The organism is Caballeronia sp. INDeC2, from assembly GCF_023631325.1.
Classification (GTDB): domain Bacteria; phylum Pseudomonadota; class Gammaproteobacteria; order Burkholderiales; family Burkholderiaceae; genus Caballeronia.
The window spans coordinates 18,259-38,895 of sequence record NZ_JALQDG010000029.1 but is presented as its reverse complement, the minus strand read 5'-3'; the positions used below and the strand labels follow the sequence as shown (position 1 = coordinate 38,895).

Genomic DNA, 20,637 nt, shown 5'->3' with positions numbered 1-20,637 from the left:
TTCTGCGACGACATTCGCTCATGGATCATCCGAAACGCATTCTGATCGTCGAAGACGACATGCATATCGCCGATGTGCTGAGTCTCAACCTGCGCGACGAGCGCTATGAAGTCGTGCATAGCGCCGATGGCGCCGAAGGGCTGCGCCTGCTGGAGCAGGGCGGCTGGGACGCGCTGATTCTCGATCTGATGCTGCCCGGCGTCGATGGCCTCGAGATTTGCCGGCGCGCGCGCGCCATGACGCGTTATACACCGATCATCATCACGAGCGCGCGTTCCAGCGAGGTGCATCGCATACTCGGTCTCGAACTCGGTGCGGACGACTATCTCGCGAAGCCGTTCTCGGTGCTCGAACTCGTCGCGCGCGTGAAAGCGTTGCTGCGCCGCGTCGATGCAGTCGCGAAGGACTCGCGGCTCGACACGGGGCGCATCGAGGTTGCGGGCATCGGGATCGATCCTCTCGCGCGCGAGGCATGGGTCGATGGCGCGCGCATCGAACTCACGCCGCGCGAATTCGATCTGCTGTATCACTTCGCGCGTCATCCGGGCAAGGTGTTCTCGCGCATGGACCTGCTCAATGCGGTGTGGGGTTATCGGCATGAAGGTTATGAGCACACCGTCAACACGCATATCAACCGGCTGCGCGCGAAAGTCGAGAAGGACGCGGCCGATCCGAAGCGCATTCTCACGGTATGGGGCCACGGCTACAAGCTCGCGGCGCAATCGTCTGAAGGCAAGGACGTCACGCCGTGAAGCTCACGCTGTCTCAACGGCTCTTCGCGGTGTTTTGCGTGCTGCTGCTTGCGTGCTGCGGCGCGTCGGCATGGCTGCAAATACGTGCGAGCGATCTGCGCGAGAAGGAAGTCATTCAAAGCCTCTCACGCGGGCTTGCGGCGCACATCGCGCATGATGGCGCGCTCGCCGATGCACACGATATCGACGCGCCCGCCGTGCGCCGTCTCTTCAGTCAATTGATGGTGGTGAACCCGAGCGTCGAGGTCTATCTGCTCGACGACACGGGCCGCGTGCGCGCCGACGATGCACCGCCTGGGCACGTCAAGCGCGATCACGTCGATCTCGCGCCGGTGCGCAAGTTTCTCGATGGCGCTCCCTTGCCGATTCTGGGCGACGATCCGCGCAGCGCCGACAAGCGCAAGGTGTTCAGCGCCGCGCCGCTCTCCGCGCCCGGCAAGCCGCCGTTCGGCTACGTCTATGTCATGCTGCTCGGCGAAGAGCACGACGCGCTGGCCGCGAAGGCATCGGCGAGCGCGGTTTTGCGCACCACGCTCGCGTCGATGGGCCTCGTCACCTTGCTCGGGCTCGTCGCGGGCGTGGTCGCGTTCGGGCTCGTTACACGCCCGCTGCGGCGGCTCACGGAAGCGATGCGCAAATTCGACGCCAACGGCGCGCCCGCGGAGCCGCCTTTGCCTTCGATGCCGAAGGCGGCCGCATCCGGCGCGCGCGAGAAGGAACGCGACGAGATCGCCGTGCTCGAAAGCGCGTTCGCGCAGATGGCCGAGCGCATCGGCGAGCAATGGCGCGCGCTCGGCCGGCAGGATCGCGAGCGTCGCGAGATGGTCGCGAATATCTCGCACGATTTGCGCACGCCGCTATCGTCGCTGCATGGTTATCTGGAAACGCTGTCGCTCAAGTCCGATACGCTGCCCGATGCCGACAGACGCCGCTATCTGTCGATCGCGCTTGCGCAGAGCGCGAAGGTCGGGCATCTCGCGCAATCGTTGTTCGAGCTCGCGAAGCTCGAACACGGCATGGTCGCGCCGGAAGCCGAGCCGTTCTCGCTGGCCGATCTCGTGCAGGACGTATTCGAGAAGTTCGAGCTGCCCGCGCAGTCCAAAGGCGTGCGCCTGACTGCGCAGATCGCGCCGCGCTTGCCGAGCGTCGTGGCGGACCTCGGCATGATCGAACGCGTGCTCACGAATCTGCTCGACAACGCGATCCGCCATACGCCCGCGCAAGGCACGGTGGACGTGACGCTTGCACAGGCGCGCGATCGATCCGACAGAGTCGAAGTCATTGTCAGCGACACGGGGACGGGCATCGCGCCCACGATGCGCGAGGCGCTCTTTCAGCGTCCGTTTGCTTCGGGCGGCGCGCATCGCGGAGGGCTCGGCTTGCTCATCGTGCAACGCATGCTGCAATTGCACGGCAGTCAGATTCGCATGATCGATACGCAGGGCGCGGGTACGACGTTTCGTTTCGACTTGCCCGCTGCTGTCGCGGATAAAAAAAGCCCGGCATTCCTGCCGGGCTGAATGGGATGGTCATCGCCTGCGCCCGATCGCGCCGTTGGAATGCGCGTGCGGCGTTGCCCGGTCTGACCATCCGCGTGGACGTTCGCATGAAAGCCGATTCGCAGCGGGATGCAAGGCGGAGTGATCGAACCGCTATGCTGCCTGCGTCTTGTGACACGTTTTAGTCCTATAGGCTTAAACCAATCTTAAGGACTGTGCCGCGAGTAGAGTCGTGCGCCTGGGAGCGAAACAGTACAGGGGAATTACCGTGCGTTCGGTTTAGCGCACTCGCTTTAGCGGCTTAATCGTTTTTTAACGACGTGTTAAACCCTGATCGGGCGCGGGAAAAATATGCCGAATGACAACCGCATGAAAAGACGCAGCGTTCTTCCATGCGGAAACTCTCCTTGGTTTCCCGCAATATGTTTGCTAGCATGTAATCGGATCGCAGCGGCCGCATGAACGGTAGTGTGAAATTCAACCGGGCTCGTCGAGCCCGATAATAAAGCGAAGCGCGCAGAATGGGCGCTTCGCGTTGCTTTGCGGCATCAGATGTTATTCCGCAAGTCACTGCCGCGCAGACGGCCGTGTGGTGTCGTGCGCGGTGTAGCAGCGCATCGCGCAAGAGCTGATAAGCGTCGGCGTCTAATGTATTTCGCATTCTCGGTTATTCCCGTTCTTTCTTTCGGCGCGGGAAATAAAAACGCGCGCCTTTTATAAAAACGTATTTAGACGAAGTTTTGTCGAACGTGTGCTTTAGCGTAGCGCCCTCGCGCCGCATGTTTCAATGAAGCGCAGTGGCGAGCATCGTACCTATCTCTTGGCATTGCAGGTGATTTCCAGGCACTCGGTTACCGTCGTCGATTTTTCGAGTGACAGTGCAATGTCACGCATACGATCCGCACAATGCGGGAGGAAACGTGGAAACGGAACTCAGTCAACGGCTTGCGAAAGCGTTATGGCGTTGTGCGTCGCACGGGCAGGTGCTGACCTATCAGCGTTTTCATGCACAATGCGACAAGGGCGTGCCGCTGCCGCAGCGTTATGCCGCGCTCGAATCCGCGATCAAGACGCTCGCCGATGTGAACGACATCGACTACGGCGTGCTCATGGCGCTCGATAATGGGTTGCCGGGTGCGGAGTTCTTCCAGCGCTATTTGCGTTATCGTCACGGCGAATACGTGATGCAGATGGGCGACCCGAAATATCATCGTCAGACGCTCGCGCGCAAGCGCACGCTCGTCGCGCGTGAACGCGATCGCGTGTATGCGCATGCCCGCATGGTGGAGGAGGAACGAGCCCGGCAGGCCGCGTAATCAGACTCCGGCTTTGGCCTTCCGGTTCGAAGCGCGCGGCCCGCGCGGCATTGCGAGTCCGTTGAGCGCAAACCCTGATGGCTGATCGCCGGCTGCGTGAGATGAAGCTCGCTTGCAGCAAGCGTGAAGCTCTTCAGCCGGGCCGCGGCTCGAATGCGCGAAGCACGACGAAGTTCGGGATGCGCCTCATGCGAGCCGTCCACGTATGCGAAGGTGACATGGCGTCTGCGGCCGTTTCTCTTCGTGGGTTATCTCTGCGCGAATCTCTCTCGCATCAACGTGAGCTTCGCCAAGCTGCAGACGCTCAACGACCTGCATTTCAACGAGGCCGTCTACGGCGCGGGCGTGTTCTTCATCGGCTATCTGCTGTTCGAAGTGTCGAGCAATCTCATTGTGTTGCGTGTGGGCGCGCGGTGCTGGATTGCTCGCATCATGGTGACGTGGTGCGTCATCTCCGCCGCGATGACGTTCGTCACGAGGCCGACGAGCTTCCACATCATGCGCATTTTCTCGGCGTGGCAGAGGCGGGTTTCATTCCGGCGATCCTGCTCTATCTCACGTACTGGTTTTCCGCGTCGCGCAGAAGCAAGGTCACGGCGCTCTTCATGACGGGCATTCCGATGTCCGGCCGTAGCCCACCAGTTCTTTCCTGCCGATGACGTGCGTATCGATGTCCGGACCCATCACGCGTCAGCCGATTATCTTGCTGTCTTCTTCGTCGACGAGAGTGATCGCAGTGTTGCGCGATGAACGCGAGCGTGGCGGGTCGAAGGCGCTTCTTCACGAGCAGTTGCGTGTGCAGGATATCGTGCGCGTGAGCCCGCCGCGCAATACTTTCACTTAGTCGATGGCGTGCGTCGCGTGCTGCTGATCGCGGGCGGCATAGGCGTCACGCCATTGAAGGCGATGGCGCATGAACTCGACGGCGCCGGCATCGATTACCAAATGCACTACTGCGCGAAAGATGCGTCCAGCGCGGCGTTTGCGGAGGAATTCGAGCCGATGCGCGCGAGCGGACGGCCGCATTTTCATTCGATGGCGGCGATCCATCGGCGGGCCTCGACATCCGCGATTTGTTGAACACGCCGGGCGAAGGCGAGCACGTCTATTACTGCGGCCCGGGCGGCTTCATGCAAGCGTGCGCGGATGCGGGACAGCATTGGCCGTCCGGCATGGTGCACTTCGAGCATTTCGAGGCGCCCGAACGCAGTCCCGGCGAACATGCCGCCAACGATGCCAGCGACAGCTTCGTCGTGCGCATCGCGAGCACGGGACAGGAGATCGAAGTCACGAAGGACGAGAGTATCGCCTAAGCGCTGGCCGGCGCAGACGTAATGACTGAGACATCGTGTTGCGCGGGATTGTGCCGGACATGCAAGGTGCGTTATCTGCAAGGCGCGGTCGAGCACAACGACTGCATCATGAGCGATGAAGAAAAGACCGTTCTGACCGCGTGTGTGTCGCGTGCGCCGGGCAAGCTGCTCGTGTTGGATCTTTGATCGAAGACCGATTTCCTTTCATTCAACGGCGCAATGCCGACGATTCTTCCAAAAAGCTATGAGCGGCAGGTAACACAAGCCATGCCTTACGCGCCAATAGATAGCTCATTTGAACCTGTTCGCACACGCAGATCGCGTTACGAAGCACCCGCTTAATATAATCGTCTCAATACCTCGACACGAGGACTCGATCGAATGAGACCGGTTGTATTCGGGAACCGTTTCGGATGGCTTCACTCGGGGAGCGGCACGCGCGGCGTGGTGCTCTGCAACACGTTTGGCCACGAATACGTGTGGACATACAGCGGCATGCGCCATCTCGCGGAAATGTTATCCGCGCGTGGCATTTGGGTGCTTCGATTCGACTATCGGGGCACGGGCGATTCTGCGGGCGCCGATCTCGCACCTGATCAATTCGAATCGTCGGTCGAAGATATCAACGCCGCCGTCGATTGGTTCAAGACGTCGACGGGCATCGAACATGTCACGTTATGCGGCTTTCGCGTAGGCGCGGCATTCGCGCTTGCTGCGGCACTGCGCCAACCCGTCGACGAACTCGTGCTGCTCGCGCCCGTTACGAGCGGCCGCGTGTATATGCGTGAGTTGAGCATCGTGCGCAAAACATGGCTCGAATTGCTTGCACCGCCTTTGCGCGAGATGCAGCAAGACGATGGTGTGCTCAACGTGCTCGGCCAGGTTTATAGCGACGAATTCAAAGCCTCGCTGCAGGCTATCGATCTCGTTGCAAGCGTGAATAGCGCCACAACGCCGCCCGCACGTCGCGCGTTGATCATGAACGTCAAGGCAGGCGGGACTGATCCTTTGCGCGATGCACTCGCTGACAAGGGTGTCGAAGCAGAGGCGCGTCCGTTCGAAGACCTGACGGGCTTCGTTCAGGAAACCGCCTTCAATGCATTGCCGCGCGCCGCGTTCGCGGAAGTCGTGACATGGATCGCGGGCAATGCTTCGTCCACCACGCAAGCGGCCTCCACGGTCGATGCCGATGGCTGGTCCGCGCTGTGCATCGAAACGCCCGAGGCGATCGAGCGTCCAGTGCATATCGGCGATGAAGGTCTGTTCGGCATCTTGTGCGAGCCGCGCACGGGCTCGGCGCGTGGGCCGGTGTTCCTAATTGCGAATACATCGGCGAGCTCGCGCGTGGGTGACAGCAGGCTATCGGTGCGCATTGCACGTGAGCTCGCGCGACGCGGCATCGCATCGCTGCGTTTCGATGCGCGCGGTCGCGGCGATAGCCCGGCAGCGCCCGGCAAGGTGCAGTCGGACACAGCGTTCGGCCGCATCTACAACCAGATCGCCACCGACGACACCGCAGCCGCGGCACGCTGGCTCGCGCGGCAAGGCTATAGGTCGATATTCGCGTTCGGCGTCTGCTCGGGCGCCTATCACGCGCTCAAGGCGTCGGTCGTCGAAAATGCAATCAACGGCGTCGTCACGGTGAATCTGCCGACGTTCAAGCGGCCCGCGGACGTCGCGCCCGATGGCTTGCGTCGATCGACGCGCAACTCCATGGCAGGTTATGCATTGTCAATGCTCGATCCGCAGAAATGGAAAGCTATCCTGCGCGGCGAAAAACAATTGATGCGCGTATTGCGTTTCGTGCTCGGCTATGCGATGACGCGCGCGCGTTCGCGTATCGTCGATATGCTTGGGCTCGATCGCCTGAGCCAGACGCCGCCCGAATTCGCGACGGAGCCAGCGCCGATCATTCGCGCGCTCGATGCAAAGGGCGTGAAGACCGTACTCGTGTACGGCGCATACGATGCCGGTCTGGATTTGATTGCCGCGCATTTCGGCAAGCACGGTGCGCGACTGTCGCGCTTTCCATCCGTGCGCATGAAGATCTATTCGGATCTCGATCATTCGCTTTTCATGCCGGCCGGTGCGGCGCATGTCGTCGCGCTGTGCGAGCGCGTCGCCAAGGAGACGAAACCGCGCGTCGCGGATTCGGCGTTTCCGGGCAGGGAACCTGTCGTGTTGTGACGTAACGCGAACGCGCCTTGGCGCGCCGCGCTACCTGCCGTCAGCGCGCTCTGCACGTCTTCGGTATCCTTCGATATTGGCACCCGCTCCTTCGCGGGCCGCCCAATACAATGCACAGGAGTCTGGCGATGTCGATCGAAAAGGTTCTGTACCGTGCGCATGCTCATGTCACCGGCGGGCGCGACGGCCGTGCGACCGTGCCCGAAAGCAATCTGGATCTCAAACTGACCACCCCGAAAGAACTCGGCGGCGGTGGCGGCGATGGCACGAATCCCGAGCAACTCTTCGCCGCAGGTTATAGCGCGTGCTTCATCGGCGCGATCAAATTCGTCGCCGCGCGCGACAAGATCACACTGCCGAAAGACGTCGCGGTAGACGGCAGCGTGGGTATTGGACAAATCCCGAACGGCTTCGGCATCGAAGTCGAATTGAAGATATCGCTGCCGGGCATGGATCGCAGCGAGGCGCAGGAATTGGTCGATAAGGCGCATGTCGTGTGTCCTTATTCGAACGCGACGCGCAATAACATCGACGTCAAATTGACGCTGGCATAGGCTTATCGAACGTTCGAGCGTCCCTTCAGAAAGGACGCTCGGGCGTCGCTCACCACGTTACGCGCATCAACATCAGGCGCGCTTCCTTCATATCCTCGATCGCATAGCGAATGCCTTCCCGGCCGAATCCCGGATCCTTCACGCCGCCATAAGCCATTTTATCGACGCGGAAAGAGGGCACGTCGTTGATCACGACGCCGCCGGCTTCGAGCGAGTTCCATGCTTCATGCGCACGCGCGAGCGAATCCCTGAAAATGCCAGCCTGCAGGCCGAAATCGCTGTCGTTCGATATCGAGCGCGTTCTTGAAGTTATCGAACTTTTCGAGGATCGCGACTGGACCGAACGCTTCCTTGCGATAAATATCCGAATCTCGTCCGACGTTTTCCAGAAGCGTCGCTTCGAACATTGCGCCATCCACCTTGCCGCCCGCGATGATTTTCGCGCCGGCCTTCACCGCGTTTTTCATCCAGCCCGCGAGGCGAGCGCCACGCGCGTCGCGACTTCACCACTGACTTTGTCTGTTACCGCCAGATCGGTATTGGCGGCTACTGGCTCGTTGGCGAGGTAATACGGATAAGTTGGCTTCAGCATGAACGCTCGCCTATGGGGACGCGTTGTCGCCATCAGCCAGGTTACCGCTTGAATGCAGCACGTGCAGGCGAGCACGGAGTGCGCAATGAGATAGCATGCGAACGGAATCGAACGAAGCGTGAAGACACGCTTCACATGTCCGACATGCGGAGGAAACGATGCTGACATCTGGAATCGATCACGTGGGACTCACCGTGCGCAACCTCGACGCGACGCGAGACTTCTTCGTTCAATGTCTCGGCTGGCAGATTGCCGGCGAGCGGCCCGAGTATCCGGCCGTGTTCGTAACGGACGGAAAGCTGTTGGTTACGCTATGGCAGGTGAAAGACGAATCGGCGCCAATAGCATTCGATCGGCGAAAGAACATCGGGCTTCATCATCTTGCACTGCGCGCAGCGGATGAAGCCGCATTCGCGACGATTTTCGAACGGGTATCGGCATGGCCTGGCGTGACGGTTGAGTTCGCGCCCGAACAGCTAGGGGCAGGGCCGAAACGCCATACGATGATTTATGAACCGGGCGGCATTCGGATCGAATTCGATTTCGATCCTCGCGTTTAGATTAAACGCGAATGCTAAAAAACGGCGGAGTCATCGACGAATTCCGCCGTATGGCGACTGGCCGTCAGCCGATCAGGAACGGCGTGCGGTCTTCGACGGATGCGAGCCATGCGGGCGCACGTCCGCGCCCGCTCCATGTTGCACCCGATTGCGGATCCCGATAGACCGCGGGTTGAGGACCGCGCGGTTGTCCCTTTGCTTTGCGCTTGACTGCGGCGCGTGCCTGTCCTTTAGCCTTGTTCGCCGGCGCACTCGCGCCGACCGCGAACTTGCTGCGGTCCCTGGCGTTGGCGATCCAGCCGGGTGCACGTCCGCGGCCGCTCCAGGTGGCGCCGGTTTTCGGATCCTGATAGGCGACCGTGCCTTGCTTTTTAGCCGCGGTCGATTTGCCTGTTTTCTTGCGCGTACCCGAATACTGTTCAATGTCCGAGACGGTCAGACCATGACTCGACATCAGATCATGGATCTTTTTCAGCACGCTTTCAGACTTTTTGGCGATGAGCGCGTCGGCTTTCGCCTGAAGCGCTTCGATCCGCGCCTGAATACTTTCGAGCGTCGACATGACTTACCTCTAATAAGATTGTCGTCTGAACTATGCCATGTACATGCGCGACGCGCTAGAGGAAATTCGTGCAAATACATGGCAAATCAGATTACGACCAGCGCTTAAAGGCGATAACCGGTGCGACACACATTGCGGAATCTATTGCTGATTCTCAAGAAAGCTCGAAGTTTCTTTCGACATCCTTCTATAAAACATTTGCCTGTTGGAGTTCTTTGCTCGCAATGATCGGCAGGTATCGGCTAAGCTGCTGGCTTGTTTTCGAAACGTCCATCGGATATTTTCTTTCTTGCGGTTCGACGCCGATCCGGCATCTAAAGCTATCTCACACGTCGCAATTCAACTTCCCCGATAGGTCCCGAAACTCCACGGCGAACACAGCAGTGGCACATGATAGTGCTGAGTTGCATCGGCAAGCGTGAAGCGCACAGGTACGACGTCCGCGAATACGTCGGGCGTCTTGAAGTAGTCCGCTACCCAGAACCGCAATTCGAAATCGCCTGCGCGCGCTTGTGCAGCCGGCAGGAAGCGTTGGCGCAAATCGCTTCGATCACGCGTGCCGGTTGAACGCGCGTCTCTCCGCGTTCAACTAACGCGAATGCTGCGGGCCTGACGTTTCATCAGGCTCGCGCGCCGATCACTGCGCCGCGTTCCATGTCTGCGCGGTCGTTCGCCACTTGCCGTCCGCGCCCTTGGCGAGCACCTTGGGCACCACGCCCTTATAAGCGGTCTTCTTGCCGTCTTTTTCGGCGACGACGGTCCAGTTCGCGGTTTGATAGATAAGATTGCCGACGCGTTTCGCACTGACGACATCGATCGTTTGATCGCCCAAGCCTGAATCGAAGAGGCCTTTATAGAACTTCTCGACGTCGGAGCGTCTTTGAATGGTCGTTCCATTCCCCGGCGACACAACGACCTTTTCGTCGTACAAGGCGCCCAGCGCCCGCGCGTCTCCTTTATTGAAAGCCGCATTCCATGCGGTATTCGCAGCGTCGATCACCTTGTCGTGCTGCGCGAAGGCAGGTTGCGACGCGATCAATGCGAACAGCACGCCAGCACTCAATTGCCTGACGGACTTTTTCATCACATATCTCGAAGTGGCGAACACGCAGACTGGGCGATATGTGATGGCGTGCGGCTGATGAAAAACGCGAGCGCCGATTGCCGGCGGCATTCTTCGATTTTGATTACAGTCGCCCATCTGCGCGTCGAGTATAGGCAGCGGACTTCCTGTAATCAATTAACGCAGAATGGGCGATAACTTTCTACTGCGCGACGCACACGCGCGGCACGCGATGAAAGTTGCGATCGAAATAAATCAGGCTATCGCCATCGTCGCGCACGCGGATCGCGGTCGTTTCGACGAACATCACCGAATGCGATCCCACATCCTTTGCCTCGACGATGGTGCCCTGCAAGCTCGCCAGCGCATCGCGCAATACCGGCACGCCGTTCACGCCTTCGTCCCACACCGGCAACGAGAAGCGTTCCTCCATGGAGAGTTGCGTGAGACCGGCGAAGTGCCGTGCAATCTGTTCGAGATGACCGGGCAATACGTTCACGCAGACATTGCGGTTGTTCACAAATGCGGCATGCATCGAACTCGAGCGGTTGATGCAGACGAGCAGCGTCGGCGGCGCATCCGTCACCGAGCACACGGCGCTCGCGGTAATGCCGCAGCGGCCATGCGCGCCTGTCGTCGTGATGACATTCACCGCGGCGCCGAGATGCGCCATAGCCTGGCGAAACTGCTTGCGCACCTGATCGATATCGGCAAACTCGGAGCGGGGCAGCGCGGACATAGGAGCGTCTCCAATTCGTTTCATGTTTAATGTTCTATATAGCAAACCGTGAATCAAGCGTACGCGCTGAACCGCACAAAGAACATCGGCACGATCCGCCGACATGCCCGGCGTGGTTACCGAACGCACTAAAGCTTTTACCTATCTCACTTAATCGAGGTAAAGAAGGGACTTTCGCGGCGAATTTCGACTGGTTATCATTGATACTCCAATAAAACGAGACCTTGCGATGAGGCAGCCGACTTTCCTGGCGCGCACGGTCCCCGAGGCCCGCATCGAAAAAACGATCGCAATGAATTCTCCCGCTCCTGTTGTGTATATCGTCGACGACGACAACGGCATGCGCACGTCGCTTGCGTGGCTGCTCGATTCGGTCGGCGTGAAGTCGGAAGGATTCGCGAATGCCGCGGAATTCCTGCAAGCCTTCGACGTGCGCCGCCCCGCGTGCCTCGTGCTCGATGTGCGCATGCCCGAGACGAGCGGCTTCGATGTGCAGGCCGAGCTCAACCGTCGCGGCGCGACCTTGCCGATCATCTTCGTGAGCGGTCATGGCGATATCCCGATGTCGGTGCGCGCGCTTCAGCATGGCGCCATAGATTTCGTCGAGAAGCCCTATAACTCGCAGCAGATGCTCGATCGCGTGCAGCGCGCAATGAAGCTCGCGACGCAGCGCCATGCGAAAGATCAGCGGCAGCGCGAACTGCGCGAGCGCGTCGAATCGCTGACCGCGCGCGAGAAAGAGGTCTTGCGCGGCGTGATCGAAGGCAAGGCGAGCAAACGCATTGCCGCCGATCTATCTATCAGCGTGAAGACCGTCGACGTGCATCGTGCAAGCATCAAGGACAAGCTAGGCGCAGCATCCATCGCCACGCTCGTGCGTGACGTGCTTGAAGTATGGACGCCGCCCGACGACGAGCGCGCATGACTCGCACGCTAACGCATGTATAAGCCGCCGTTCACGTCCCAGCACGCGCCGTTGGCGAAATACGCATCGGGCGATGCGAGCAGCACGGCCACATCGGCGATGTAATCGGCTGAGCCCAGACGTCCCACTGGAATGCTCGCGACAACCTTGTCGAGCTTGTCGGCGGGCACGCTCTCATGCACGATGGCCAGATCGAGCGGGCCGGGCGAGATCGCATTGACGGTCACGCCGTGCGCGGCGAGGTCGCGTGCGAATACCTTGGTCAACGTAATCGCGCCGCCTTTTGCAGCCGCATAATGCGCGCCGGTCGCCGAGCCGCCGTTCTGTCCCGCGAGCGATGCGATATTGACGATGCGTCCCGCGCCACGATCCGCGAAATAGCGGCCGAATACCTGACAGCCGAAGAGCACGCTGCGCAGATTCACGTCGATAACTTGATCGAACTGCTCGGCGGTGATCTCCATGACGGGCACGACCTTCGATGCGCCCGCATTGTTGACGAGCACATCGATGCGGTCCCAGCGTTCATGCACGGCGTCACGGGCTTGTTCGAAGTCCGCTTTCGATGTGACATCGAGCTCGAGTGCAAAGGCGCTGCTTTGATCGCCGCTCAACTCTCGCGCGAGAGCCTGGGTTGCTTCGATGGCGATATCGGCCAATGCGACCTTATAGCCCGCGGCATGAAAGCGGCGCGCGACCGCGGCGCCGAGGCCGCGTGCCGCGCCCGTGATTAGCGCGATTCTGTTCGACATGTTTGAGTTCCTCTATTGAGCGAGCTTGGCTTCGATCTGCGCGGCGACCGCGCAGACCTTTTCGTCCGCGCCCTTGCGCCCGACGATCTGCAAGCCGGCCTTGAGTGATGATGCTTCGACTGACACAGGAAGGCTCAACGCGGGATGCCCGCTCAGATTGAACGGTCTGATCAGCGAGGACATCGCGATCACCGGCGTTCCCGCGCGCGCGGCTTCGAGCGTGATCGGAAAGGCGGGCAGAGTGGGAAGCACGAGCACGTCGACATCTTCGAGCGCGCGATCCACGGCTGCCGTGAAGACGCGCCTCACGTTCTCGGCCGCTTCGAGATCGGCCGCCGTGGTGTTCGATGCACTGCGCAAACGAGCGTCGAGATCCGCGCCGAGCTTGCCCGTTTCGACGAGATGACCGAACGCATGCCACGTCTCCGCGTTGATGACCGCGAGACCGGCAGAGAACGCATCGGTCATCGATACCAGTTCAATGCTGCGTGAGGCGAATCCCGCTCGACGTACAGCGTGCTCGACCGCTTTACTGACGGTTGCATCCGCGACTACAGCGACGATGCCGACACGCGCCTTCGATGCGTCCCGTCGCGCGATGCTCGCATCGAACGAAGGATCGATCGCGGTCATTGCATCGATCAGCACGCGCATGTCGCGCGCGAACGGGCCCACGCAATCGAGCGTGGTTTCGACTGGGGCCACGCCGCGATGCGACACGCGACCGAACGTAGGCTTCAATCCGATCACGCCGCAGCATGCCGCGGGCCCGCGCACCGAACCGCCTGTGTCGGTGCCGAGGGCGGCATCGACGAGACCCAGTCCGACAGCCGAAGCCGAACCGCTCGACGACCCGCCGGGAATTCGCATCGCGTCCTGAGGATTCAGCGGCGTGCCCGTAAAGTCGTTGATACCGGTCATGCCGAACGCGAGCTCGTGCATGTTGGCCTTGCCCCTGATGCGCCAGCCTGCGTCGAGCAGACGCTGGACGACTTCGGCATGTTCGGCGGCAGCGGGCGCATCGGCGAGCGCGCGGCTCGCGGCCGTGGTCGGATAACCTGCGATATCGATGCTGTCCTTGATCGCAATGGTCGGGCCATTGGCATCATCATTCGCGCGTAGATCGAATTCGCTGATGAATGCGCTCATACATTCGTCTCCTCGCGAGGGTTCACTTGCCAGGGCGCATCGAAGAGACGCTCTGTGCGCAAATGTCGAATCAGCCACGCATTGTTTTCGTCGCGTGGAGATGGCTCGAAATCGATGTCCAGCCGCGCGGCGATAAGTTCGGCCTTTGCATCGACATAACTGGATGCCTGCAACATGACCCATCGGCCTTTGGCGATATTGCCCTGAACCTCGATATGCTCGGAAGTCAGGAAGTGCACATTGCTGGCGAAATGCGGCGTGGGCGGCAGATAACATTGCAGCATGTCGACGATCGCCGCGCGCCCCTGCAGACGCCCGAACTTCTGCGCATATTGCGGGCCGATGCCTTCCCACACGGCGTCATCTGTGAAAAGTGCGGCGAGCGATTCGCCTTCGAATGGCGCGCAAGGCACATCGCATAACGTCATATAACGCGCGACGGTCTTGCGCACTTCGTTCTGCGCTTCCAAGGCGGCAAGGCGCGCGAGCAACGCGTCGATGTCGGTTTGCGTCATGGCGTCACGCGTTATTCGCTGCGGCGGGCGGAACCGTCAATGCACGTCCGACGCGCGCCTCGATCTTTCCATAGCGCCAAAGGTTGTATTCGCCGACCGGCGTCGTGCGATAAAGATTGCATACGGCAACGGCCGTATCGAAGTCGGCGACATCGGCCATGATATAGAACGTCCACGGCGCGCCATCGGACTGTCCGACGACGAGTCGATCATCATCCATCACGCCTAGCACGCGCACGTTCTCCATGCCTTCGACAGCAGCGAGCATCTTGCCGTAGGCTTGCCATACTTCGCCGATCTGCTCGCGCGGCAAGTCGAAGAAGTTTTGGGTTACGCCGCAGCAGAACAGCACGCGCAAAGGCAGGTTTCGGTTGTCGGTCATGAAGCGCTACTCCTTTTGTTATGCGATGAAAGTGGCTCAGAGATAGCCGGGAATCGGCGGCACGCCGACAAACACAGCGCCAGCGCCGTCGTAGTTGCCTTCGCCGAGAAATGCGTGTTGCGTGACGACCATCGCGTCGCGCATCAGCCGTTGCAACGGATGCGTGCGATAAATCGCCATCGTGCCGCCGAGGCGATAGGCGCGATTCACGACGTCCGCACCTTCGCGCGCGATCTGCGTTGCCGCAAGACGCAACAGGCTTACTTGTTCGGATGTGACTTCATTGCCCGCGAGAATCGCCTGCCAAACGCTATCGGTCGATTCATAGAAGAATGCGCGCGCGCAACGCAATTGCGCCTCGGCTTTTGCAAGTTCGATACGGTAATAAGCGCGATCGGCAAGTTGAGGCGCACCGGTCGTCGTCTTGCGGCCGCCCGCCATTTGATTCGCGACATCGAGCGCGGCACGCGCAAGACCCAGGTTCACGACGGCGAGCACTTGCGCCGCATATGCGATCGTCGGATAGCGATAGAGCAGTTCATCGACCGTCGGTGCACCGCCGCGCACGAAGGTCCAGTCTTCGGCGACGAACTGATCCGTCACGCGCAAATCGTGACTGCCTGTGCCCTGCATGCCGACGACGTTCCAGTTTTCGACGATCTCGACCTGCGCGGGACGAAATACAGCCGTGCGTGGCTTTCCCGGCGCTTCGCCAGGTTTTCCCGTGCCGATGCCGACACCGAGCCAGTCCGCGCCCTTGCAACCGCTCGCGAACTTCCATGTGCCGTTCACGCGATAGCCGCCCGGCGCGGGTTGTGCATTCTGCACCGGAAAAAGCCCGCCCGCGAAGACCTGATCGGGTCCATCCGCATAGATTGCGGCCTGCGTCGCGACCGGCAAAGCGGCGAGATAAAGATTCGCGGAACCGAAGCTCGCGACCCACGCGGCCGAGCCGTCGGCGACGGCAATGCGCTCGATCATCGCCAGGAATTCGGCGGGCGCGCGCGCGTCGCCGCCGAAGCGCTTCGGTGTCGCGGCACGATAGATTCCGACACGCTTGAGCTTGTCGATGACATCGCGCGGGACATGTGACAGCCGGTCGAACTCGTCGCGCCGCTGCGCAATTTCGGCGATAACATCGTCGAGGGTTATGACCTCGGTTTGATTGGACAGATCGTCGTGAATAGCGAGGGCACTCTCGGAAGCTGACATGGGTACGTCTCCTTTTCGTTCATATGCGTTGATGCCAGTCTAGAAAGCCAGAAAGACTGAAACAATTGGGAAGGCGAGCGCGCAATTCAGTGAAGCATCCCGGTCGTCTAAAGATATCTTTAGCGGCGCGCGAGACGCGCCGATGCTATGGTTAGCGTTGCAATCATGTTTCCCTCGCACCTCGATATGAACTTCCCCGCCGAAGACGATTTCCACCGACTGCTCGATGCATTGACGCAATGCGTGCTTCTTCACGATGCACAGACGAAGGCTATCGTCTGGGCAAATCGTGCGGCTTGCGTCGCGCTCGGCTTTTCGGTGGAAGAGTTGCTGCCGCTCAAGGCGCACGACATGACCCGCGACGACATCAAATACCGCCGCGAAATCGCGGTGAATGCGATGGATCGCTCCGTCACCGAAGGCCCGCAAAGTTATGAATGGTGTTATCGCTCGCGCGCGGGCGTCGATATGCTGTCCGAGGCCATCGCGACTTACGTGCCGCTCGCCGGGCGCGAGGTAGTGATGGTGCAGTTCCGCGATATCAGCGCCGAAGAAGCGATGCGCCAGAAGTTGCGCCGCTATGAGACGCGCTTGCGCGAGTACATGCAGGATCTGGGCGAGGGCGTGGCGGTGCTCACGCCGCGCGGCAAGGTGAGCTATATCAGCGAGTCCGGACGGCGCGTGCTGGGCGTCGCGAGCGATGCGCCGCTGGGCGTCGCGCTCGACTATTGCACGAGAGAAGATCGCGATCGGCTGATCGCGCAGTTGCGCAGCGCGACGCGACAGCATTCGACGGCCGCGCAACGTTATTCGATTACGCGTCGCGACGGCGCAAAACGATGGCTCCGCATCACGTGCAGGCGAATCGATATCGAAGATGGCACGCTGGTTCATTTCCGCGATATCAGCGATGAAGTCGCGATCGAAGAAGCGCGCCGCAACGAAGCGCGCATGCTCGAATACGCGGGGCGCAATAACGCAATGGGCGAGATGGCGACGGCGATCGCACATGAATTGAGTCAGCCGCTTGCCGCCGTGCGTAATTTCATCGAAGGCGCGATTCAGCGGCTCGCTCAACCCGATTCCGTCGATAGCGCAATCTGGGGGCTGCGCGCCGCCGATCGCCAGGCCGAGCACGCGGCGCATATCATCAAGAGCGTGCGCGAGTTCATCGTGAAACGCGAACCGGTCGAAGTTCAGGCGGATCTTCGCGACATACTCGCGGATGTCGCGTACTTCATTCAATTGCGCGCGAGAGACGAAGGCGTGACGCTCAGAATCGAGCAATGGGGCGAGCCGTTGACGGTACGTAGCGAACGCGTGCTCATCGGTCAGGTGATCCTCAATCTTGCGTTCAATGCTATCGAAGCGTTGAGAGGCGCGAAGTCGTCCACGAAGATCGTCACGCTCGCTACAGCTATGAACGCAGACGCGGCAGAACTGCATGTGATCGACAACGGACCGGGCGTGCCCGACGATGCGCTCGAACGCCTCCTCGACGGCTTTTCTTTGTCGAAGGCGGGCGGCAACGGCATTGGCTTGTCGTTGTGCAAGAACATCGTGTCGCGGCACGATGGCCGCATCTGGGCGCAACGCGCGGCCAGCGGCGGCCTCGAATGCTGCTTCGCTTTGCCTTTGTCTCATCGCGCTTGATCGAGCGGTAAGCACGCATCGGCGCGAATGCATCGATACGCACGCAAAGCTCAAAGCAGGAAGCCGATTGCGCTCAGCGCTTCGGTCGAATCGATCAGGCGAATCACCTTCTCGAGGAGCTTCGGCTCGCCGCCCGCCATGCCGATCTTGTGCGTGAGATCGGCGGCGAAGATCGTCGATACGCCCCGCTTGTACGCGACGATGACTTGCGCTGATCTCACTTCCACGACATCGGCGCTATCGCTCGACAGCGTGAAGCGCGAAACGGTGCGCACCGTGCGGGCCGCGTCGGATGCGGACGCCGAATAGCCCGACGCCATGCGCTGCACGCGCAACTCGCGCATGTGCTGATCGTCGTAGGCGTAGTTCAGGGTGGCGGCGAAGTCGGTTGCGTTCGGATCGATCGGCACCACGTAGAAACCATTTGGGTCCCACAGATCGAGCCACGCGCGATAGTCGCGGCGGTCCAGCATGTCGGCTTCACGCCAGATGAATTCGATCGCGCGCGCGAGTGTATGTTGAGAGAAGAGTGCGTTGCGATCGTCCATCATGCCTGCTCCATCATTGCGCGCCATTGCTTATAGGCTTCACGCATGCCGGTTTCATCGGTGGCATGCGCGGTCTTTTCTCCGTTCGGTGCCGTCGTTTCGCGGTTCAATCCGCGATTGACGAGAATGGGCACGTCGGGGCCCGCGTGCGAGCCGCGCTGAACGCGTTCCCATGCTTCGGCGTCGTCGGGGCTGCCGAAGCCGAATGGACCCTGGAAATGCTCGTGAATGCGCAGCCGCACGCGATTCGCTTCTTCAGGGCCGCCGTCCATTGCCAATGCGACGTGGCGAATTTCCGTTTCCTCGGCGGATATAGGCCGCAGCACGCGGAAGAATGCCATCGAAAGCGCAAGGTTCGGAAACAGATTCAGATTGAAGCCGACGCCCATCAAGGAGCGCACGATACGGCGCACTTCCTCGTGCGTATGTTTCTCCGCGAGCTTCGCGGCCAGATCATTGAAGCGTTCCGGCAAGGGAGCGCCGTCATCCTTGTCGAGATCGACGATTTCGGGCACTAGCACGGCAAGGCTATGGCCATTGCCGAGCGAGCGGCAGAAAGCATCATCGCTCGTCATGAAGCTCGTGATGGCTGCGGCGGTTTCATCGTCGATCGACTTCATCCAGGATTTATGCACGACGGGGAAGTGATAAAGATCGGTCGTGTTCTCGAGCTGGATTTTCCAGTTTCCCTTGAACTTGAACTTATGTTCGCCGTTGGCCTTGATCGGATAGCCCGCGCCTTGCTTCATGAAAAGATCGATCCACGGTTTCGCGCCGCCGAGAAAGTCTTCGAGCGGTTCGATTGCTTCATTGAAGCTCGCGAAGATCAAGCCCTGATAAATCCCGACGCGCAATTTCTTGAGCGGCAAATCGCCTTTTTCGCAGACGCCTTCATAGCCGTCGCCGTAAGGCAGGGCGCGCAGCGTGCCGTCGAGCGCGTAAGACCAGCTGTGATACGGACAGGTAAAGCCTTTCGCATTGCCCTTGTGCTCTTCGCACACGGTTGCGCCACGATGACGGCAGCGGTTTTGCAGCACGTGCACCGCGCCTGTCTTGTCGCGCACGACGATCACCGGTTGGCGGCCGATGGTCGTCGTGACGAAATCGCCTGGTTTCGGCAATTCGCTTTCATGCGCGACCCAGATCCACGTTTTGTAAAAGATGCGCTCGAGTTCGGCCTCGAAGAGATCAGGATCGTAATAGAGCGACGGTGCGATGCGGTCGGCTTGCGCGCGGCGGCCGAGCGCGCTCGTGTCGATGATTTGGATTGTCGGCGTGCTCATCGTTCGATGTGGGGTGAGGTTGATCGGCTAACACGAAGATGGCGATAGAGATCGGCACATCCTCTCGTTGACATCAGTCTCGCTTTGCGAAGATCATGCGTCAAATCGATTAAAAAACGGGTGCTGGATAAATCCGGCCGATATCTTGAGAGTTTGCCAATGACCTCCCTCGACCATGTCGATCTCAATCTGCTGCGTGTCTTTCAGGCAATCGTGGAGGAGCGCAGCCTCACCAAGGCCGGCGAACGGCTCGCGCTCTCGCAGCCCGCAGTGAGCTATTCGCTGGGCCGTCTGCGCACGCTTTTCGATGACACGCTCTTCATCCGCACGCGCGCGGGCATGCAGCCGACGCCCGTCGCGCTGGAACTCGCCGAGCTCGTCGGACGCGCGCTCGATACCGTGCGTGAAGCCTTGCGCTTTGCCGAGCGCTTCGATGCATCGACGAGCAATCGCACGTTTCGCCTGTCCCTCTCGGATGCAGGAGAAATGGCGTATTTGCCCGCGATTTGTCAGGCGCTGCACGAAACTGCGCCGCGCGTGAAGCTGCTGGTCGAGCCTTTGCCTGTCGAGGAAATCGAGGAAGCATTGCGTTCGAGCCGGCTCGACTTCGCGATCGGCAATTTGCCTTCGCTGTTGCCTCGCACGCGCCATGCATTGCTTTTCGAGGAGGCCTATGTATGCATGACGAGAAAACGAAAAGGCTTGCCCGCAGGCGAGACGTTGAGCCTCGATCAGTTTCTTTCGGCATCGCATGTGCAGGTGCGATCGCTCGAACATAGCCACCATGCGCTCGACGACGCATTGCGCTCGCAAGGTGTCGGACGCAATATCGCGCTCGCGCTGCCGCATTTCGTGGCCGTTCCCGGCGTGCTCGCGGTCACCGATCTATTCGCGACATTGCCCGCGCGGCTCGCGCATATTCTCAATCGCAACGATGCATTCAGGATCTATGCATTGCCTGTTCAATTGCCGAAGGCCGCTGTGACGATGCACTGGCACGAGCACTTTCATGAGGACGAGGGCATCGCGTGGATGCGCGGCCTGATGACCGACATCCTTGCGGGCTTCGAGAAGCTTTGAG

The 20,637-nt window shown here is 60.3% G+C and carries 25 protein-coding genes and 3 pseudogenes; 14 read left to right on the top strand and 14 right to left on the bottom strand.

Going from position 1 to position 20,637, the window contains the following annotated elements:
* Nucleotides 1-20 precede the first annotated feature (20 nt).
* From NCS28_RS18225 to NCS28_RS18215, 3 genes are all read left to right on the top strand, one after another.
* Nucleotides 21-752 (top strand): response regulator transcription factor, encoded by a 732-nt coding sequence (locus NCS28_RS18225; protein ID WP_250515158.1) that lies wholly within the window; start codon nucleotides 21-23, stop codon nucleotides 750-752.
* The gene (locus NCS28_RS18220) at nucleotides 749-2,272 is read left to right on the top strand and encodes a sensor histidine kinase (RefSeq protein WP_250515157.1); all 1,524 of its coding nucleotides are present in this window, start codon (nucleotides 749-751) and stop codon (nucleotides 2,270-2,272) included. Before NCS28_RS18225 ends, NCS28_RS18220 begins: the two co-directional genes overlap by 4 nt.
* 899 nt (nucleotides 2,273-3,171) lie before the next feature.
* Nucleotides 3,172-3,567, top strand: a complete 396-nt coding sequence (locus tag NCS28_RS18215; RefSeq protein ID WP_250515156.1) for a hypothetical protein — start codon at nucleotides 3,172-3,174, stop codon at nucleotides 3,565-3,567.
* A gap of 74 nt (nucleotides 3,568-3,641) precedes the next feature.
* Here NCS28_RS18215 and NCS28_RS18210 read toward each other — a convergent pair.
* Nucleotides 3,642-3,757 (bottom strand): annotated as a pseudogene (locus NCS28_RS18210) (LysR family transcriptional regulator); the annotation flags it as partial.
* Between NCS28_RS18210 and NCS28_RS18205 the strand changes: the two are divergent.
* The 7 genes and pseudogenes from NCS28_RS18205 to NCS28_RS18175 form a co-directional block, all read left to right on the top strand.
* Nucleotides 3,721-4,196, top strand: a pseudogene (locus NCS28_RS18205) (MFS transporter); the annotation flags it as partial. The pseudogenes NCS28_RS18210 and NCS28_RS18205 overlap by 37 nt on opposite strands.
* Nucleotides 4,197-4,237: 41 nt before the next feature.
* Nucleotides 4,238-4,411 carry a hypothetical protein gene (locus NCS28_RS18200; RefSeq protein ID WP_250515155.1) on the top strand — a complete coding sequence of 58 codons (174 nt, stop codon included), beginning with the start codon at nucleotides 4,238-4,240 and terminating at the stop codon, nucleotides 4,409-4,411.
* A 17-nt stretch (nucleotides 4,412-4,428) separates the two neighbouring features.
* Complete coding sequence (locus tag NCS28_RS18195; protein WP_250515154.1) at nucleotides 4,429-4,647, top strand: ferredoxin reductase domain-containing protein; 219 nt, start codon at nucleotides 4,429-4,431, stop codon at nucleotides 4,645-4,647.
* Nucleotides 4,641-4,880, top strand: coding sequence for a hypothetical protein (locus NCS28_RS18190; RefSeq protein ID WP_250515153.1), 240 nt, complete (start codon nucleotides 4,641-4,643; stop codon nucleotides 4,878-4,880). Before NCS28_RS18195 ends, NCS28_RS18190 begins: the two co-directional genes overlap by 7 nt.
* A gap of 21 nt (nucleotides 4,881-4,901) precedes the next feature.
* Nucleotides 4,902-5,066, top strand: a complete 165-nt coding sequence (locus tag NCS28_RS18185; RefSeq protein WP_250515152.1) for a 2Fe-2S iron-sulfur cluster binding domain-containing protein — start codon at nucleotides 4,902-4,904, stop codon at nucleotides 5,064-5,066.
* A gap of 195 nt (nucleotides 5,067-5,261) precedes the next feature.
* On the top strand, nucleotides 5,262-7,067 hold the full coding sequence (locus NCS28_RS18180) for an alpha/beta fold hydrolase (protein WP_250515151.1): 1,806 nt from the start codon (nucleotides 5,262-5,264) through the stop codon (nucleotides 7,065-7,067).
* Between the two features lie 128 nt (nucleotides 7,068-7,195).
* Nucleotides 7,196-7,621, top strand: a complete 426-nt coding sequence (locus tag NCS28_RS18175) for an organic hydroperoxide resistance protein (protein WP_250515150.1) — start codon at nucleotides 7,196-7,198, stop codon at nucleotides 7,619-7,621.
* Nucleotides 7,622-7,670: 49 nt separating this feature from the next.
* On the opposite strand, the pseudogene NCS28_RS18170 reads toward NCS28_RS18175, so the two are convergent.
* Together NCS28_RS18170 and NCS28_RS33210 are read right to left on the bottom strand one after the other, a co-directional pair.
* Nucleotides 7,671-8,118 (bottom strand): annotated as a pseudogene (locus NCS28_RS18170) (aldehyde dehydrogenase family protein); the annotation flags it as partial.
* Entirely contained in the window at nucleotides 8,085-8,213 is a 129-nt protein-coding gene (locus tag NCS28_RS33210; RefSeq protein ID WP_284505063.1) for a hypothetical protein, read from the bottom strand. The pseudogene NCS28_RS18170 and the gene NCS28_RS33210, both read right to left, overlap by 34 nt.
* Nucleotides 8,214-8,371: 158 nt before the next feature.
* Here NCS28_RS33210 and NCS28_RS18165 point away from each other — a divergent pair, with 158 nt between their 5' ends.
* A complete protein-coding gene (locus tag NCS28_RS18165) occupies nucleotides 8,372-8,773 on the top strand; it encodes a VOC family protein (RefSeq protein ID WP_250515149.1) in 402 nt (133 codons plus the stop codon).
* 64 nt (nucleotides 8,774-8,837) lie between these two features.
* Here NCS28_RS18165 and NCS28_RS18160 read toward each other — a convergent pair whose 3' ends face one another.
* From NCS28_RS18160 to hpaC, 4 genes are all read right to left on the bottom strand, one after another.
* Nucleotides 8,838-9,335: an H-NS family nucleoid-associated regulatory protein gene (locus tag NCS28_RS18160; protein ID WP_250515148.1), complete on the bottom strand. Its 498-nt coding sequence runs from the start codon at nucleotides 9,333-9,335 to the stop codon at nucleotides 8,838-8,840.
* A gap of 339 nt (nucleotides 9,336-9,674) precedes the next feature.
* Nucleotides 9,675-9,875: a hydroxyisourate hydrolase gene (locus NCS28_RS18155; RefSeq protein WP_502801206.1), complete on the bottom strand. Its 201-nt coding sequence runs from the start codon at nucleotides 9,873-9,875 to the stop codon at nucleotides 9,675-9,677.
* A gap of 97 nt (nucleotides 9,876-9,972) precedes the next feature.
* A complete protein-coding gene (locus NCS28_RS18150; RefSeq protein ID WP_250515147.1) occupies nucleotides 9,973-10,419 on the bottom strand; it encodes a YybH family protein in 447 nt (148 codons plus the stop codon).
* Nucleotides 10,420-10,600: 181 nt separating this feature from the next.
* Nucleotides 10,601-11,137 carry a 4-hydroxyphenylacetate 3-monooxygenase, reductase component gene (gene hpaC, locus NCS28_RS18145; RefSeq protein WP_250515146.1) on the bottom strand — a complete coding sequence of 179 codons (537 nt, stop codon included), beginning with the start codon at nucleotides 11,135-11,137 and terminating at the stop codon, nucleotides 10,601-10,603.
* Between the two features lie 292 nt (nucleotides 11,138-11,429).
* Between hpaC and NCS28_RS18140 the strand changes: the two genes are divergently transcribed.
* A complete protein-coding gene (locus tag NCS28_RS18140; protein WP_250515145.1) occupies nucleotides 11,430-12,062 on the top strand; it encodes a response regulator transcription factor in 633 nt (210 codons plus the stop codon).
* Nucleotides 12,063-12,070: 8 nt separating this feature from the next.
* On the opposite strand, the gene NCS28_RS18135 is transcribed toward NCS28_RS18140, so the two are convergent.
* Genes NCS28_RS18135 through NCS28_RS18115 form a run of 5 tightly spaced genes read right to left on the bottom strand, consistent with a single transcriptional unit; the run spans nucleotide 12,071 to nucleotide 16,072 of the window.
* The gene (locus NCS28_RS18135) at nucleotides 12,071-12,814 is read right to left on the bottom strand and encodes an SDR family NAD(P)-dependent oxidoreductase (protein ID WP_250515144.1); all 744 of its coding nucleotides are present in this window, start codon (nucleotides 12,812-12,814) and stop codon (nucleotides 12,071-12,073) included.
* A 12-nt stretch (nucleotides 12,815-12,826) separates the two neighbouring features.
* Nucleotides 12,827-13,963: an amidase gene (locus NCS28_RS18130; RefSeq protein WP_250515143.1), complete on the bottom strand. Its 1,137-nt coding sequence runs from the start codon at nucleotides 13,961-13,963 to the stop codon at nucleotides 12,827-12,829.
* Nucleotides 13,960-14,478 carry a nuclear transport factor 2 family protein gene (locus NCS28_RS18125; protein WP_250515142.1) on the bottom strand — a complete coding sequence of 173 codons (519 nt, stop codon included), beginning with the start codon at nucleotides 14,476-14,478 and terminating at the stop codon, nucleotides 13,960-13,962. The genes NCS28_RS18130 and NCS28_RS18125 overlap by 4 nt, the downstream gene beginning before the upstream one ends.
* Nucleotides 14,479-14,482: 4 nt before the next feature.
* Nucleotides 14,483-14,860, bottom strand: coding sequence for a hypothetical protein (locus NCS28_RS18120; RefSeq protein WP_250515141.1), 378 nt, complete (start codon nucleotides 14,858-14,860; stop codon nucleotides 14,483-14,485).
* A 36-nt stretch (nucleotides 14,861-14,896) separates the two neighbouring features.
* Nucleotides 14,897-16,072 (bottom strand): acyl-CoA dehydrogenase family protein, encoded by a 1,176-nt coding sequence (locus tag NCS28_RS18115; protein ID WP_250515140.1) that lies wholly within the window; start codon nucleotides 16,070-16,072, stop codon nucleotides 14,897-14,899.
* Nucleotides 16,073-16,258: 186 nt separating this feature from the next.
* Between NCS28_RS18115 and NCS28_RS18110 the strand changes: the two genes are divergently transcribed.
* Nucleotides 16,259-17,725: a sensor histidine kinase gene (locus tag NCS28_RS18110; RefSeq protein WP_250515139.1), complete on the top strand. Its 1,467-nt coding sequence runs from the start codon at nucleotides 16,259-16,261 to the stop codon at nucleotides 17,723-17,725.
* Between the two features lie 50 nt (nucleotides 17,726-17,775).
* Here NCS28_RS18110 and NCS28_RS18105 read toward each other — a convergent pair whose 3' ends face one another.
* Complete coding sequence (locus NCS28_RS18105; protein WP_250515138.1) at nucleotides 17,776-18,276, bottom strand: aromatic-ring-hydroxylating dioxygenase subunit beta; 501 nt, start codon at nucleotides 18,274-18,276, stop codon at nucleotides 17,776-17,778.
* Complete coding sequence (locus NCS28_RS18100; protein WP_250515137.1) at nucleotides 18,273-19,556, bottom strand: aromatic ring-hydroxylating oxygenase subunit alpha; 1,284 nt, start codon at nucleotides 19,554-19,556, stop codon at nucleotides 18,273-18,275. Before NCS28_RS18100 ends, NCS28_RS18105 begins: the two co-directional genes overlap by 4 nt.
* A gap of 159 nt (nucleotides 19,557-19,715) precedes the next feature.
* On the opposite strand from NCS28_RS18100, the gene NCS28_RS18095 reads away from it, so the two are divergent.
* A complete protein-coding gene (locus tag NCS28_RS18095; RefSeq protein ID WP_250515136.1) occupies nucleotides 19,716-20,636 on the top strand; it encodes a LysR family transcriptional regulator in 921 nt (306 codons plus the stop codon).
* Nucleotide 20,637 lies beyond the last annotated feature (1 nt).